General features: G+C 61.6%; 17 protein-coding genes. 5 read left to right on the forward strand and 12 right to left on the reverse strand.

The genetic code is table 11. The features are described from left to right. Positions 1–93: 93 nt before the first annotated feature. Genes NTD89_RS10280 through NTD89_RS10305 form a run of 6 tightly spaced genes read right to left on the reverse strand, consistent with a single transcriptional unit; the run spans position 94 to position 5,489 of the window. The gene (locus NTD89_RS10280) at positions 94–2,028 is read right to left on the reverse strand and encodes a response regulator (protein WP_242194044.1); all 1,935 of its coding nucleotides are present in this window, start codon (positions 2,026–2,028) and stop codon (positions 94–96) included. Then, positions 2,018–2,881: a sensor histidine kinase gene (locus NTD89_RS10285; RefSeq protein WP_262207425.1), complete on the reverse strand. Its 864-nt coding sequence runs from the start codon at positions 2,879–2,881 to the stop codon at positions 2,018–2,020. The genes NTD89_RS10280 and NTD89_RS10285 overlap by 11 nt, the downstream gene beginning before the upstream one ends. Beyond that, entirely contained in the window at positions 2,874–3,881 is a 1,008-nt protein-coding gene (locus NTD89_RS10290) for an ATP-binding protein (protein WP_262207427.1), read from the reverse strand. Before NTD89_RS10290 ends, NTD89_RS10285 begins: the two co-directional genes overlap by 8 nt. Then, on the reverse strand, positions 3,872–4,276 hold the full coding sequence (locus NTD89_RS10295) for an ATP-binding protein (protein ID WP_145162933.1): 405 nt from the start codon (positions 4,274–4,276) through the stop codon (positions 3,872–3,874). The genes NTD89_RS10290 and NTD89_RS10295 overlap by 10 nt, the downstream gene beginning before the upstream one ends. After that, positions 4,273–4,635, reverse strand: coding sequence for an STAS domain-containing protein (locus NTD89_RS10300; RefSeq protein WP_106576990.1), 363 nt, complete (start codon positions 4,633–4,635; stop codon positions 4,273–4,275). The genes NTD89_RS10295 and NTD89_RS10300 overlap by 4 nt, the downstream gene beginning before the upstream one ends. A 2-nt stretch (positions 4,636–4,637) precedes the next feature. Further along, complete coding sequence (locus NTD89_RS10305; protein WP_242194040.1) at positions 4,638–5,489, reverse strand: STAS domain-containing protein; 852 nt, start codon at positions 5,487–5,489, stop codon at positions 4,638–4,640. 336 nt (positions 5,490–5,825) lie between these two features. Here NTD89_RS10305 and NTD89_RS10310 point away from each other — a divergent pair, with 336 nt between their 5' ends. After that, complete coding sequence (locus tag NTD89_RS10310; protein WP_106577295.1) at positions 5,826–6,728, forward strand: LysR family transcriptional regulator; 903 nt, start codon at positions 5,826–5,828, stop codon at positions 6,726–6,728. Here NTD89_RS10310 and NTD89_RS10315 read toward each other — a convergent pair. Then, the gene (locus NTD89_RS10315) at positions 6,720–7,478 is read right to left on the reverse strand and encodes a substrate-binding domain-containing protein (RefSeq protein ID WP_262207439.1); all 759 of its coding nucleotides are present in this window, start codon (positions 7,476–7,478) and stop codon (positions 6,720–6,722) included. The genes NTD89_RS10310 and NTD89_RS10315 overlap by 9 nt on opposite strands. After that, complete coding sequence (locus NTD89_RS10320; RefSeq protein ID WP_262207430.1) at positions 7,478–8,782, reverse strand: MFS transporter; 1,305 nt, start codon at positions 8,780–8,782, stop codon at positions 7,478–7,480. Before NTD89_RS10320 ends, NTD89_RS10315 begins: the two co-directional genes overlap by 1 nt. A gap of 198 nt (positions 8,783–8,980) precedes the next feature. Between NTD89_RS10320 and NTD89_RS10325 the strand changes: the two genes are divergently transcribed. Then, positions 8,981–9,127: a hypothetical protein gene (locus NTD89_RS10325; RefSeq protein WP_242194036.1), complete on the forward strand. Its 147-nt coding sequence runs from the start codon at positions 8,981–8,983 to the stop codon at positions 9,125–9,127. A gap of 125 nt (positions 9,128–9,252) precedes the next feature. On the opposite strand, the gene NTD89_RS10330 is transcribed toward NTD89_RS10325, so the two are convergent. Then, positions 9,253–9,645, reverse strand: coding sequence for a VOC family protein (locus tag NTD89_RS10330; protein ID WP_145162941.1), 393 nt, complete (start codon positions 9,643–9,645; stop codon positions 9,253–9,255). Between the two features lie 40 nt (positions 9,646–9,685). After that, positions 9,686–9,865, reverse strand: coding sequence for a hypothetical protein (locus NTD89_RS10335; protein WP_106576985.1), 180 nt, complete (start codon positions 9,863–9,865; stop codon positions 9,686–9,688). A gap of 129 nt (positions 9,866–9,994) precedes the next feature. Here NTD89_RS10335 and NTD89_RS10340 point away from each other — a divergent pair, with 129 nt between their 5' ends. From NTD89_RS10340 to NTD89_RS10350, 3 genes are all read left to right on the forward strand, one after another. Beyond that, positions 9,995–10,930, forward strand: coding sequence for a LysR substrate-binding domain-containing protein (locus tag NTD89_RS10340; RefSeq protein WP_106576984.1), 936 nt, complete (start codon positions 9,995–9,997; stop codon positions 10,928–10,930). 26 nt (positions 10,931–10,956) lie between these two features. Next, positions 10,957–12,144 carry a low temperature requirement protein A gene (locus NTD89_RS10345; protein WP_262207434.1) on the forward strand — a complete coding sequence of 396 codons (1,188 nt, stop codon included), beginning with the start codon at positions 10,957–10,959 and terminating at the stop codon, positions 12,142–12,144. A gap of 71 nt (positions 12,145–12,215) precedes the next feature. Continuing rightward, complete coding sequence (locus NTD89_RS10350; RefSeq protein ID WP_145162947.1) at positions 12,216–12,578, forward strand: 5-carboxymethyl-2-hydroxymuconate Delta-isomerase; 363 nt, start codon at positions 12,216–12,218, stop codon at positions 12,576–12,578. A 3-nt stretch (positions 12,579–12,581) separates the two neighbouring features. On the opposite strand, the gene NTD89_RS10355 is transcribed toward NTD89_RS10350, so the two are convergent. Both NTD89_RS10355 and NTD89_RS10360 read right to left on the reverse strand, forming a co-directional pair. Continuing rightward, entirely contained in the window at positions 12,582–13,517 is a 936-nt protein-coding gene (locus NTD89_RS10355; protein ID WP_242194030.1) for a LysR family transcriptional regulator, read from the reverse strand. Between the two features lie 137 nt (positions 13,518–13,654). Continuing rightward, positions 13,655–14,842: a cyanate transporter gene (locus NTD89_RS10360; RefSeq protein WP_262207437.1), complete on the reverse strand. Its 1,188-nt coding sequence runs from the start codon at positions 14,840–14,842 to the stop codon at positions 13,655–13,657. Positions 14,843–15,013 lie beyond the last annotated feature (171 nt).

Genomic DNA, 15,013 nt, shown 5'->3' on the forward strand with positions numbered 1-15,013 from the left:
GGTGCCGGTAGCCGATTGCAAGGGCGGTCACGGTACCAAGCCTGTCACCGCACAGCATCCTGCAATTTAGCCTGGGCGGCCTGCGTGTCCCCCTTACTGGGTGCCTGGCAGGCCGTCCAGCCCGCGGCGGATCTTCTCCAGCAACTCATCGATATGGAACGGTTTGGAGATCAGGTCCATGCCTTCCCCCAGGAAGCTTTGGCGATTCGCCGCGTTTTCCGCATACCCGGTCATGAACAGAATCGGCAGCGTGGGACGCAAGCCTCGGGCGACATCGGCCAATTCCCGCCCGGTCATGTAAGGCAGGCCCACGTCGGTAAGCAACAAGTCGATGCTGGTGTCCTGGTTCAGGGTGGCGATCGCTTCATCACCGTCGGCCGCCAGGCTGCAGCGGTAACCGGCGTCGACCAGCACCTCGGCGACGAAGCTGCGCACCGAAGGCATGTCCTCGACGATCAGCACGTGTTCGCCGCTGCTGAGCCCGGGCGCCGCGACGGGCTTGGTGGTTACGCTCGCCGGGCCCGAGGCAGCGGGTAGCATGATGGTGACTTCGGTGCCCTGGCGGGTGACGCTGCGGATCTGTGCGTCGCCGCCGGACTGGCGCGCAAAGCCGTAGATGGTCGACAGCCCCAGCCCGGTGCCCTGGCCCAGCGGCTTGGTGGTGAAGAAAGGGTCGAACACTTTGTCGATCACACTGTGTTCGATGCCCACGCCGTTATCGCGCACGGAGAGCGCGATGTAGGCGCCGTTTTCCAGTTTCAGGTTGCCGTTGGAGTAGGCAGGGTAGGTGGTCACCCAGATATTGCCGCCCTTGGGCAGCGCATCGCGGGCATTGATGACCAGGTTCAGCACAGCGCTTTCCAGTTGGATCGGATCAACCAGCGCCACGGCCGGGTGGGTCGTCAGCTCGAGTTTGAGCGCGATATGTTCGCCGATCGTGCGCACCAGCAGCTCTTCCAGTGAGCGGATGTGCGCGTTGATATCCACCGGGCGCGTGTCCAGAGGCTGCTGGCGGGCAAACGCGAGCAGGCGATTGGTCAGGCCGGCGGCGCTCAGGGCCGAGCTCAATGCGGCGTCGGCATAAGCCTTGACCTTCTCGGTATGCTGAGTGTCGAGGCGTTTTTTGATCAGCTCAAGGCTGGTGATAATCCCGGTCAGCAGGTTGTTGAAGTCGTGGGCGATGCCGCCGGTGAGTTTGCCCAGCGCGTCCATCTTCTGTGCCTGCAGCAACTGCGCCTCGGTGCGCGCCAACTGCGTGGTGGCGTTGGTCAGCTCGGCCAGCTGATGGCGCTCGCGATGGCGATGCTCGGTGACGTCTTCGACAAACACCAGGCTCAGTTCGGCCCGGCGATAGGGCGAGATTTGCCACTCGGTTTCGCGCACCTGGCCGTCGACTTGCATTTGCAAGGTGCCTTTCCAGCGCTCTCCCGCGGCGAGACGCAGGCACAACTCCTGGATGACGGCGTGCTGATCGCTGGCGAAGCATTCGAGCAAGGCGTCAGGGTTCAGGTTGTCCTGGATCAGTTGGGCGAACGCGTGGTTGCATTCATGCACCTTCAACTGCGGGTCCATGACGGCTATCGGCGCGCTGATGTTGAAGAAGATTTCGCGAAAGCGCGCCTCGCTCTCGCGCAAGGCGTATTCGGTGTCACGCACGCGCAGCAAGGTGCGCAGGGTCGCCAGCAGCACGTCCGGGTCCACCGGGTGGATCAGGTAGGCATCGGCGCCGGCGTCCAGGCCGGTGATGATGTCGCCTGTCTCGATGGACGCAGCCGAGACATGCACCACCGGTAGCAGGGCGGTCGCCGGGTCGGCGCGCAGCGCGCGCACGATGTCGAAGCCGCTCATGTCCGGCAGATTGACGTCGAGGATGAGCCCGTCGATCTTTTTGCTCGCGATCAGGTCCAGCCCCTCTTGGCCGGTGCCGGCTTCGAGCACGCGGTAGTGATGGCTTTCCAGGCGCCGGCGCAGGGCATAGCGGGTGGCGGCGTTGTCGTCGACGATCAGCAGCTGGATGTCACGATTCATCGGCAGGCCCGCCTGCGATAGACAGAGGAATGATCACAAAAAACATCGACCCAACGCCTGGGGCGCTTTGCACCCCGACCCGGCCACCGAGCAACTCGGCAAAGCGCTTGCACAGCGAGAGCCCCAGGCCGGTGCCGCGCAGGCGCTTTTGCAGCGGTGAGTCGATCTGGGAAAAGTCTTCGAACAGGTTGTTGTGCAGCTCGGCAGGAATGCCCAGGCCAGTGTCCTGCACCGCAAAGCGGATTTCGTGCGCGCTCTCCATGCGTGCCGATACGCGCACCTCACCTTGCAGGGTGAACTTCAGGGCATTGGAGATAAAGTTGCGCAGGATCTGCGCCAGCTTCTTGTCATCGGTGTAGAGCTTGGGCAAGCCCGAGGGCTCTTCAAAGATGAGGTCCACCGACGAGGCGTCGACGATCGGGCGGAACATCCCGCGCAATGCCGAGAACAGGTCGAACATGTCAAACCAGGCAGGCGAGATGGTAATGCGCCCGGCCTCGATCTTGGCCAGGTCGAGCAGGTCGTCCACCATCTCCCGCAGCTCGCGCGCCGAGCTGCGGATAAAGCCTACCTGGGTCTGCTGCTCGGGGCTCAAAGGGCCGTCGAGTTCATCGGCAAGCAAGCTGGTGATGCTCAGGATCGAGCCCAGGGGCGTGCGAAATTCATGACTCATGTACGACAGGAAGCGGCTTTTCAGGTCTGATGCCTGACGCAACTGGTCGGCCTGCATATCCAGTTCGGCATACAGTGCCAGCACACCCTGGTTGGTCTCATCCAACTCGGTACGCAAGGCGTCGGCTTCCTGGTGCAGGCGTTGCACTTGCTCAGTGAGCGAAGCAATGGTGTCAGCCATCAATGGCCTCCAGGGCAATCACGAAGACGGTAACGTCATCCCGGCCGCGACAGAAATCACGGTGAAGGATGGCGGCAATCAGGGCGGGGTGGCGGTGGCAAAGCCCGGGATAATCCGCAAGGTTCCAGCGTGACTGCAGCCCGTCGCTGTAAAGGATCAGCAGTTGGCCGCTGACCTGAGCGTAGTCGAAGGGTTGCGCCTTGCGAAACTGCACGCCGACGATGCCCGGGTGGGAAGCCAGCCCGCGCGACTTGCCGAAGCCAATCAGGCTGGCGCCGATATTGCCCACGCCGGTGAAACGCAGTCGTTCAGCCACGGCGTCGTATTGCGCCACGGCCACTGCGCCGCCCCGGGTGCCATTCATGCCGATATGCATGTCGTTGAACAGTGTGGTCGAGTCCTGGAAGGGGTCTTGGGCGAACATCTCTTCACCCGCGCGCGCCGCCCGTTCGGCTTCGCTGCCATGGCCCAGGCCGTCGGCAACCATCACGCTGAACCGGCCCGCTTCGATTGCCAGGTGCCAGGCGTCGCCACACGCCGGATCGTTGTGCAAGGAATGCTGGCTGACGCCATAGCGGATATCCCGCGCGTTCGAGGTGCGTGGGTAGAGCCGCGCCAACATCGCGGTGCCCCGATGATCGGCATGCACATCGAAGACCTGGGCCACGCGCGAGATGGCGCCCATGCCGATGCCTTGCGTGCCGCCCGTGGAGAACCCATCCACCAGGCAGCTTTCCAGGTCGAAGCCCTGGCCACGGTCGACGGCGATCATTTCGACGCCCTGGTTACCCGTGGCGCGCAGGTGCAGCTCGCCATGGGTGGCATGCTTAAGGATGTTGCTGGCAAGTTCGGTCGCCACCAGGGCCACGCGCCCGGCGTCGGTTTCATCAAAACCCAGCAGCTCGGCAAGCTGCTGGGCGCTGCGCCGGGCATAGCCGATTTGGCTGACATCTTCGATCAAAAGCACTTGGGTCAAGGCGCTGGGAATATTCAGGTCCATCGGGTGATCGTCACGCGTGTGCCCTTGCCGGGTGCGGTGTCCAGTTCAAACTCGTCCACCAGGCGCCTGGCGCCGGTCAGGCCCAGGCCCAGGCCGCTGCCGGAGGTCCAGCCGTCGGTCAGGGCCAGCTTGAGGTCGGGGATGCCGGGGCCTTCATCGCGAAAGGTCAGGCGCAGGCCGGGGCGATGGTCTCTTTCGACGACGCTCCAATCCATGTACCCGCCACCGCCGTAGACCACGGTGTTGCGCGCCAGCTCACTGACGGCCGTGACCAGCTTGGTCAGGTCGATCAGGCGCATGCCGCAGTCCTGGGCCAGCCTGCGTACTAATTGTCTGGCCAGCACAACGTCCTGTTCAATCAGCACGGGATGCGTGCCGCTGCTGGCTTGGCTCATAAGTGTTCTACCCGGTCACGCAGCAGTTTCATGCCGCGCTCGACGTTCAATGCGGTCGCCACGCCGGGCAGGGTCATGCCCAGTTCCACCAGGGTAATGGCCACCGCCGGTTGCATGCCCACCAGCACGGTCTGCGCGTCCATGATGCGCGACAGGCCGGAAATGGTGCCGATCATGCGCCCGATAAACGAGTCCACCATGTCCAGCGCCGAAATGTCGATCAGCACGCCGCGCGCCGACGTGCGGCTGATGCGTTCGGACAGGTCGTCCTGCAGCGTCATGGCCAACTGGTCGTGCATGTCGACCTGAATGGTCACGAGCAAAAACTCGCCCATCTGCAAAATAGGGATGCGTTCCATGCTTAGACAGCCTTGCTGATGGTGACGCCCAGGCGTTTGAGCGCCAGCGCCAGGGCATCCGCCAGGTTGGCTTTGGTCACCACGCCTTGCAGGTCCAGACCCAAATGCACGATGGTCTGGGCAATTTGTGGGCGCACGCCGCTGATGATGCAGTCGGCACCCATCAGGCGGATGGCGGTGACGGTTTTCAGCAAGTGCTGGGCCACCAGGGTGTCGACGGTCGGCACGCCGGTGATGTCGATAATGGCGATTTCCGAGCCGGTGTCGACGATGCGTTGCAGCAGCGACTCCATGACCACCTGGGTGCGTTGCGAGTCGAGGGTGCCAATCATCGGCAGGGCCAGCACGCCGTCCCACAGTTTCACCACGGGGGTGGACAACTCCAGCAATTCTTCCTGCTGGCGTTTGATGACCGACTCACGGGACTTCTGGAAGGTGCGGATGGTGTGCATGCCCAGCGAATCGAGCAGTTCGGACACTTCCCAGAGTTGCTCGGCCAGTTGCGCCGGTTGTTCGGCGTACTCCCGTTGCAGCAAGGTGAACACTGGGCCTTTAAGGGCGAAAATGAAGCTGGCGGTTTGTTGCGAGTCCTGGCCGATCAAGGCGCGGCTGTGCGACAGCTTTTCCAGGAAAACCCGGGTCTCAGCCCAGTTTTCATGGCTTATCTGCTGTGAGCCGCCTTGCAGGAGCGCGTCGATCAGCAGATTAAGAAAGTCGCCAGCTTGCTGTTTGACGTCATCACCCTTGACGTTTCGCGTGGCTCCCGAAGCCTCGAGGCTCGTAATCCATTCGTTCAGCAGGGCAGGGCGTTGGGTTTGCAGCGCCTGGATTGTATGAGCTTGAAGAGTTGCCACGGGAGTCTCCTTGAACGGCTTTGGTTGTTCGCGTGCAATTTATACTAAGTTGGGTTGTTTTAAATTGTTTCGTGGATTTTTCGTGTTGAAACCCCACTGTATTGCTAACGTTCGGCGTTGGTATCCAAGCCAATCAGTTGCCGTCCTGGCGTAAACGCGCGGCGTCATACGCGGTTACGGTCGCAGGTCGCCGCGGTGCGGGCGCACATGGCGCGCTTATATCACTGGCTTGATCGTTGTAGCCGGGTTATCAATTCAAACCCGTGCAGGCATACATGGCGCGTCACCACAGCCCGTACGATAATGCCCCCCAACTCGACCACACTGGCCCATCCCGTGATCATCAACTTCGACCTCAACGACCTCCAGGCTTTTCGCGCCGTGGTAGACAAGGGCAGTTTTCGCGGCGCCGCCGAGGCCATCCGGATCTCGCAGCCGGCGCTGAGCCGGCGTATCGAAAAGCTTGAGTCAGCCCTCGAGGTGAAGTTGTTCGAACGCACCACGCGGCGGGTCAGCCTGACCATGGTCGGGCGGGCATTCCTGCCGCAAGTGGAGCGCATGCTCGACGACCTTGATGTCGCCTTGATGGGCATCAGTAATGTCGCGTCCACGCGCATGGGCAATGTGACCATTGCCTGTGTGCCGTCCACCGCTTACTACTTCATGCCCCACGTGATCTCCGAATTCCACAAGCTGTACCCCAAGATTCGCCTGCGCGTGCTGGACGCCAGCGCCGGCGAGGTGTGCAACGCGGTGGAAAGTGGCGAGGCGGATTTTGGCGTGAGTTTCAGTGGCAGCCTGGCCGACGAAGTGGAATTTGAACTGTTATTGCAGGAGCGCTACGTACTGGCCTGTCGGCGTGATCATCCGTTGGCCGAGCGCGAGAGCGTGACCTGGGCCGAGGCCTACGAGCACGACTACATCACCGTGGACAAAACCTCCGGCAACCGCTTCCTGCTGGACCAGGCGCTGCGTGGCGTGCGGGTGAAAAAACCGAGTATTTGCGAGACCCACCACGTGACCACGATGATCGGGTTGGTGGAGGCAGGGCTGGGCGTGGCGATGGTGCCGTCGATTGCGATGCCGGCGGGCACGCACCCGATTCTGGTAAGCGTGCCGCTGGTGGAACCGCAGGTGATGCGCAATGTGGGCTTGATCAAGCGCCGCGGGCGGACGTTGCCGCCGGCGGCGCTGGAATTGGAACGGTTGGTGCGGGAGATGCCGTTTCGGTCAGTGTGACACCGAGTCCAACCCGGTGGATTGCACCAGCGGTTGCGCCTCGGGCGAGGCCAGGTACTGCAACAGTGCCTTGGCCTGCGCCGGATGTTGAGCGTTGACCGGAATGCCCGCCGCAAAGCGCGTCACCGATTGCACGTCTTCCGGGATCTTGCCGACGTAAGTCACGCCCGGCACCGGCAGCAATTCCGCCACCTGCTGCAGGCCCACCTCGTATTCACCCTTGGCGACCACCGAAGCCACCGGGATGCGCTCGATCATCTTGCCCTTGGCGGGCATGCCGAGCTTTTTGAACAGCTCCTTCTCGACATACACACCGCTGGCGCTGTCCGAATACGCCACGGACTTGGCCTGGCTGAGCACCGCTTTCAACTCGGCATCGGTGCCGATCGCCGGCTTGGCGGCACCTTGCTTGACCACCAGGCCGATGCGCGAATCGGCCAGCTCCACCCGCGAGGCCTTGTCGACCTTGCCCTGCTTGATCAAGTCATCCAGGGCGTAGCCCACCATGATCACCACGTCGGCGTGCTCGCCACGGGCCAGGCGGTTGGGAATCGCTTCCGGCGCCTTGCCCATGGACGGGCCGAGGATGGTGTCGAGGGTGTCGCCGCTTTGCTGGGCGTATTGCGGGCCCAGCAGTTTATAGGCGGCGGTGAAGCCCCCGGAGGTCATCACCTTGAGCTCTTCGGCCTGGGCCGTCAGCGCCAAAGCGCCGAGGGCCAGGGCGGTCAGGGTTTTGTACAGCTCCTTCATCATGCGGCCCCCTGCATCACCTGCCCGCGGGTATTGGCGCGGCGGTACAACGCGAGGGTCGAGCACAGCGCGCACAAGGCGGCAAACATCATCCAGTAGGCCGGCGAGGCCTTGTCTTCGGTGATGTGAATGAACCAGGTGGAGATCGCCGGCGTGAAACCGCCAAAGATCGCTGTCGCCAGGCTATAGGCCAGCGAGAAGCCCGCCACGCGCACTTCCACCGGCATGATTTCGGTCAGCGCCGGGATCATCGCGCCGTTGTACATGCCGTACAGGAACGAGAACCACAGCAGGGTTTCCAGCATGTGGCCGAAGCTCGGCGCGTTGACCACAAACGACAGCGCCGGGTAGGCGGTGATCACGGTCAGCGCGGTCATCGCCACCAGCACCGGCTTGCGGCCGAAACGGTCACTCAGGGTGCCGCCGATTGGCAGCCAGACAAAGTTCGACACGGCCACCAGCAAGGTCACCAGCAGGGCGTCGGAGGTGCTCAGTTGCAGCACGGTCTTGCCGAAGGTCGGGGCGTACACGGTGATCAGGTAGAACGCGGTGGTGGTCATCGCCACCATCAGCATGCCGCCGATCACCACGGTCCAGTTCTTCACCAGGGTCGCCAGCACTTCGCGCATGGTCGGGCGATGTTTGCGGTTGGCGAACTCTTCGGTTTCCTGCAGGTTACGCCGCAGTACGAAGATGAACGGGATGATGATGCAACCGATGGCGAACGGAATGCGCCAGCCCCAATCGGCAACCACGGCCGGTTGCATCCACACGTTCAGGCCGTAACCCAACGCGGCGGCCACCACGATGGAGATCTGTTGGCTGCCCGACTGCCAGCTGGTGTAGAAACCTTTGCGGCCCGGGGTGGCCATTTCGGAAAGGTAAACCGACACGCCGCCCAGCTCCGCACCGGCAGAGAAGCCTTGCAGCAAACGGCCCAGCAGCACCAGCAATGGCGCCCACAGGCCGATGGTTTGATAACCCGGCACCAACACGATCAACAGCGTACCGCTGGCCATGATCGACAGGGTCACGATCAACCCTTTGCGGCGACCCACGTCATCGATATAGGCACCCAGAATGATCGCGCCCAACGGTCGCATCAGGAAGCCTGCACCGAACACGGCGAAGGTCATCATTAATGACGCAAACTCATTAGCGGCGGGGAAGAACGCGGCGGCGATATAGGTGGCGTAGAAGCCGAACAGAAAAAAGTCGAACTGTTCGAGGAAGTTGCCCGAAGTAACGCGGAATACCGCACCCACTTTCGAGCGGGCAGAGTCGGGCCGGGAAGGGCTAGTCATGGTTTTGTGTCTCCAGCGTTCTTTTTAAAGTGCTTGTTTCGCTTAAGACCGCGGATAGTGGCTGACACATTTAGAAATGATAAGTGAGTAATTTGGATGCATTGATGCGTCATGGCTATCAATCGCTGTGCGCGTCCAAAATCTCGCCACTGTTCTATGCTTGAAGCGGTGACCAATTCTTACGGATGGGAGGTGGCAATGGCTGACAAACACGAGCACCGGGATGAGCACGAGCATGAGCAACCTCGGCGACAGCCCGAAGAGGAAAAGCCGCAGACCTGGAAGCATCCGGACGATGGTACCGAGCTTTCCGAGCGAGATCAGGAGCGGCCGCTCAAGCCCTGAATTAATGAGCGAACGCAGTCTAAAGGTGGGAGCGGGCTTGCTCGCGAAGGCAATGTGTCAGTAACCAATGGGCTCACTGATTCACCGCCTTCGCCAACAAGCCCGCTCCTACATTGGCGCCACGATCAGCCTACGATCGGCGTACACAACTCCACCAGCGTGCCATCCGGGCAACGCACATACGACACCACCTGGCCCCAAGGCTTGGTGGCGGGTGGCGCCAGCTCTATCGCGCCGTGGGCCAGTGCTTTGGCATGGGCGACGAACACGTCTTCGGTCACAAACCCGACCTCCATCCCCAGCGGCCTTTTAGAAGCATGCGCCTGGACATGGCCACCGTCGAAATTCAATTCGCCCAACTCATGCGCTGCAAACGAGAGCGTGGTGTCGCCGGTTTCAAGCTCGCCGTAGGTGCCCGATTCATGCAGGAAACGGCGACTGAAGCCGAAGGCTTTCTCGAAAAACATCAGAGAGGCGGCAACGTCGGGTACATAGATGATGGTGTAGGCAAATTTCACGATCAGGCGGTCCTTGCTGAGAGTGGATGAATGCAACGGCTCATGAAAGCAGCACGGAGACGGGAACCCCCCACGCCAACACCACAAACGCGATCACGGTTGCCAGGCACAGGCCGACAAACACCCGCGTCAGCGTCCTCACCGTGGGGTTGGCGATCCCCTTGACTACCCAGAGACAAAACCCGGCCACCACAATGGCCAAGGCAATAATGAACAGCACGATGGTGTTCCTGCGGCCTTCAAGCGCTGATTTATAATCCCAAAGCCGCCGGATGAACAGTGTTCACATAGACGCAGCCCCGCGGGCTTTCTAAACTGCGGCTTGTCTTGGGGAAAGGGGCAGGTGCCGATGAATCGCAATGAATTACGCAAGGCCGACATCAACCTGATGGTGGTCTTCGAAGCACTGATGCTCGAGCGCAATGTCACGCGGGTGGCGGAGAAGCTGTTTCTCGGTCAGCCGACCATCAGTTCGGCTCTCAACCGTTTACGCACCTTGTTCAATGACCCACTGTTTATTCGCGTCGGCCACCGTATGGAACCCACCGCGCGCGCCGAGGAGATCATTCAGCACCTGTCGCCGGCCCTGGATTCACTGTCGTCGGCCCTGAGCCTGACCCACGATTTCGACCCCACCCAGAGCACCATGACCTTTCGCATCGGTTTGTCCGATGACGTTGAGTTCGGCCTGCTGCCGCCCTTGCTGCGGGCGTTGCGCCAGGAAGCGCCGTTGGTGGTGTTCGTGGTGCAGCACGTAGATTACTGGCGCATTCCTGATCTGCTGGCGTCCGGCGATATCACCGTCGGCATCACCCAGACCCGCGGCCTGCCGGCGAACGCCAAACGTAAACTGCTGCGGCATATCCGCCCCTGCCTGTTGCGCGCCGACGCCTCGGATAAACCGCTGACCCTCGACGAATATTGCGCACGCCCTCATGTGCTGGTGTCCCACACCGCCAACGTGTCCGGGTTTGCCGATGAATGGCTGGCCGAAATTGGCCGCAAGCGCCATGTGGTGCTGTCGGTGCCGCAATACAGTGCGCTGCCGGCGCTGCTCGCCGGCACTGACATGATCGCCAGCTTGCCGGACTACACCGCCCAGGCCATGGCCGCTGGCGGCAACCTGTTTTGCGAGCCCTTTCCGTTCGAAACGCCGACGCTGGACTTGTCCATGGTCTGGCTCAGCCACGTCGACACCGACCCGGCGGAACGCTGGATGCGCTCGCGGCTGGAGGCGTTCATGAGCGAGCGCGACATGCTGCCGGTGCTGGCGACAAAATCTTGAGATAACCCCTTCAGGGAGTGCCACCGATGATTCCATCCCGTTCCTTGCTGCGTGGGCGCGGCAGTCATGACAGTGGCAAAGTCGGCATGGTCGAGCTGTTTTTCGACTTGGTGTTCGTGTTCGCCGTGACCCAATTGTCCCATTCGCTGTTGGCTCACCTGACCCTGGGCGGGGCGGTGCAGGTGGCGCTGATGATGGTCGCGGTGTGGTGGGTATGGATCTTCACGTCGTGGATCACCAACTGGCTCGATCCGGAAAAAATCCCGATCCGCCTCGGCCTGTTCGGCTTGATGGTGGCCGGTCTGCTGCTGTCTTCCTCGATTCCCAAGGCTTTTACCGACCGAGGTGTACTGTTTGCCGGCGCGTACGTATTCATGCAGGTAGGACGCACGCTGTTTGCGTTGTGGGCAGTGCGCGGCGAGTCGCTGAACATGATTCGCAATTTTCAGCGAATCCTGGCGTGGATGCTGTGTTCCGGCGTGTTCTGGATCACCGGCAGCCTGCTCGACGGTCAACAACGGCTGGCCTTTTGGGCGCTGGCGCTGTTGATCGAACTGATATCGCCGTCGGTGTATTTCTGGGTACCGGGCCTGGGGCGTTCGACCCTGGCGGACTGGAACGTCGAAGGCAACCACATGGCCGAACGCTGCGGCCTGTTTGTGATCATTGCCCTTGGCGAATCATTGCTGGTGACCGGCGCCACCTTTGCCCAATTGCCCTGGAGCTTGGAAGGCCTGGGCGCATTCCTGGTAGCGGTGGTGGGCAGCATTGCGCTGTGGTGGATCTATTTCGACAGCGGCGCCGAGCGCGCCCATCACCGCATTGCCAGCTCTGCCGACCCGGGCCGCCAGGCGCGGATTGCCTATACCTACCTGCACGTGTTGATTGTCGCCGGCATCATTGTCAGCGCGGTGGCCGACGAACTGGTGCTGGTGCATCCGGGCCACGCCAGCCAGGCCAGCGTGGTGGCGATCATCGCCGGCCCATGGTTGTTTCTATTGGGCAGCGCGTTGTTCAAGTGGGTCATGAGTGACCGGTCATTGCCACCGCTGTCGCACCTCGGCGGGTTGCTGATGTTGCTGGTGGTGTTGCCGCTTGGGTTGCAGCAGGTGTTTTCGGCCTTGGTGCTGGGCGCGCTGACCACGGCGGTGCTGGTGATCGTAGCCGTTTGGGAAAACCGTGCGCTGCGCAGCCTGATCGAAGTTTCACACTGAAAGCGTTCTGATTCGGTTCGGCTGCGTGCTATATGTATCGCTCTTTTTCCTACAACTATTCGGAGCTTTTCATGCCGCATCTGCACCTGGAATACACCGCCAATCTGACCGGCCTGGCCGTCGAGAAAACCCTGTTGCGGCTCAACAATGTGCTGATGGCGTCCGGGCAGTTCGGTTCCGAGTTCGATATCAAAAGCCGCGCCGTCAAGGTTGAGACGTTCCAGGTCGGCACCTCACTCAACCCGCGCGGGTTTATTGCGCTGAAGCTGTCACTGCTCAGCGGGCGCTCGCCGCAGGTCAAGAAGCAGCTGTCGGAAAGCCTGTTGGCGGCGTTGCAGGACCAGGGCGAATGGCCGGCGGATATTCAGGTTCAACTCAGCGTCTTGCTGGTGGATATGGATCGCGATTCCTACAGCAAGGTCGCGATTGGCTGAGGGCTACAACAACCCCTGATCGGCGCAGACCTTCACCACTTGCTCACGAAACCAGGTATTGGCGCTGTCCTGGCCGCTGGTTTCGTTCCACTGCATGTCCAGGGTGAACCCCGGCAGCCCGTTGGGCGCCTCGCAATGGCCAAACACGCTGGCGGGCGCCAAGAGCTTTTGCACACGGCGCGGCAGGGTGACGATGAAGTCGGTGCCGGTGATCATCTTCAACGCGGCGCTGTAACTGTTGGCCCTGGCGACCACTTGGCGCTTGTGGGCCTGGCGGGCCAGCCAACCGTCGATCATGTTGGTGTGGGAGGTCCAGGGCGTGGGGAACACGTGGCGCCGCTCGACGAAGGATTGCAGGCTGAACGCCGGCTCGCGCGGTGTGGCGCGTTTATCGAACACACACACCAAATCATCTTCCAGCAGCATCTGGGCCTTGAAGTCTTTGTGGGCGCGGTGAAAGTTCGGGCCGAAACAAATCACCAGGTCGAGGCGACCTTCGCGCAAGTCCTCGGCGGGAATCTCGGTTTCCAGCTTTTGCACATTGACGATCACTGGCAGATCGGCGCGGTCGAAGTTCTTCAGCAGGCGCGGCAGGATCAGTTGCTCAAAGTACTCCGGCGCACACACATTGAAGGTCACGGCCTTCTGCGTCGGGTCGAAGGCCTGGCCACCGGCGTGGCACAGGTTGATGCTCTCGAGGATCTTCTGCACATGCCCGTACATGGTCGTGGCTTTGTACGTAGGCCGCATGCCTGCCCGCGTGTTGATAAACAGCTCATCCTCGAAACTGGTGCGCAGTTTCTTCAGGCTGTAACTCACAGTGGACTGGCTGACGAACAGCGTTTCAGACACCTCGGTAACGCTGCTCTGGTCGTAGACGGCGATGAACACCATCAAGTCCTGCATATCGAGCTTTCTGAGCAAATTACTGTTTAGCATCCGTTCCATCCGGTAAGCCTTGGCACTGAGGCAGCGCGCGACAAGGGCAAAAGCTTAACGGAACGGTCGTGCCAATAGAAAGCTCTGTAGGGCGTTTCTATGTTTGGTGTGGGACAAAAAATGTTGGCAATACGACGTCAGCGGATATGTCGTGCGTAATGCTTTGGATTGAACCGCGTGACGATCAGCAGCATCACCCCTATCACGGCGGTCAGTGACCACCAGGCCCATTCGAAGCTGCCGAGTTGGTCGCGGATCATCCCGGCAATAAGTGGCGACAGGCCAGCAATCAGGTAGCCGATGCCTTGCACAAACGCGGTCAGGCCACCAGCGCGGCGCGGGTTGTCCAAGTGGTCGAGGGACAGGATCAGGCTCATCGGAAACAGACCGCCAATGCCCAGGCCCAGCAGGCAAGGCCACAGCAGGCTCAGGTATTGAGGGCTGAGAATAAGGCCGCAGAAACCGCAGATGATCAGCACCAGCAACACCGCGACTACCCCGCGTTTATCCTGGCGGCGGTTGGCGATGGCCGGGGTGATCAGGCCGGACACGACTTCCATGGCGGTCAAGAACCCCAGCAGCAAGCCGGCATGTTGTTCGCTCCAGCCCTGCTCCACGTAGTAGGGCGCCAGCCACGCCAGCACACAGGTGTAGGAGGCGGTGCCCAGGCCGAAGAAGATCGCCAGCAACCACGCGCGACGATTGCCGAAAAACGATTCCTGCGCGCCGCCGGCGGCCTGGGGCAGTGGCGGCATTGCCGAACGCTGGGCGTACCAGAACACCAGCGCCAATAACGCGAGCGCCGCCCAGATGGCCAGGCCGACACGCCAGCTGCCGGTCTGCATCTGCACGAGCGGCGCGAACGAAGCGGCCAGTGCCGCCCCCCCCATGATGGCGGTGACGTACAGGCCCATGAACAGCGAGACGTTGGCGCTGAAGCGCGTCTTGATCAGCGCCGGCATCAACGCCTGGATCATCGCGATACCGACGCCGGCAGCGATGGCGCTGACGATCAAGCCTGGCGCCGAATCCAGAAACAGTCGCGACAGCGTGGCCAAGCCAATCACCAGCAGCGACAGCACAATGCTGCGGTGCTCGCCAACGCGTTTACCCAGGCCCATGCCAAAGAACATCGCCAGGCCCATGGCCATGACCGGCAGCATGGTTAGCAGGGCGGCGCTGCTGAAACTCAACGGCACATCGCCGCGAATCGATGACAACAGCGGACCGACGGCGGCCATCGACGGGCGCAGGTTAAGGGCGACCAGTACGACGCTGATCATCAGCCAGACGGCGGTGGTGGGCGTTGCGCGAACGTTTTCCATGGGTGGACCTTGAAGAGACAAGGGCGAATCAGGCCACGCAGGGGGGAGGGGAGCAAATCAGAAAATCGTTGGGGCTATCTAAAAATTGCAGGTGACTGGCACACAGCGATTCAAAATGTGGGAGCGGGGGGGGGGGGGGGGGGGGGGGGGGGTTGGGGGCGTGTTTTTGCT

The organism is Pseudomonas sp. 14P_5.3_Bac1 (assembly GCF_025466135.1).
Lineage (GTDB): Bacteria > Pseudomonadota > Gammaproteobacteria > Pseudomonadales > Pseudomonadaceae > Aquipseudomonas.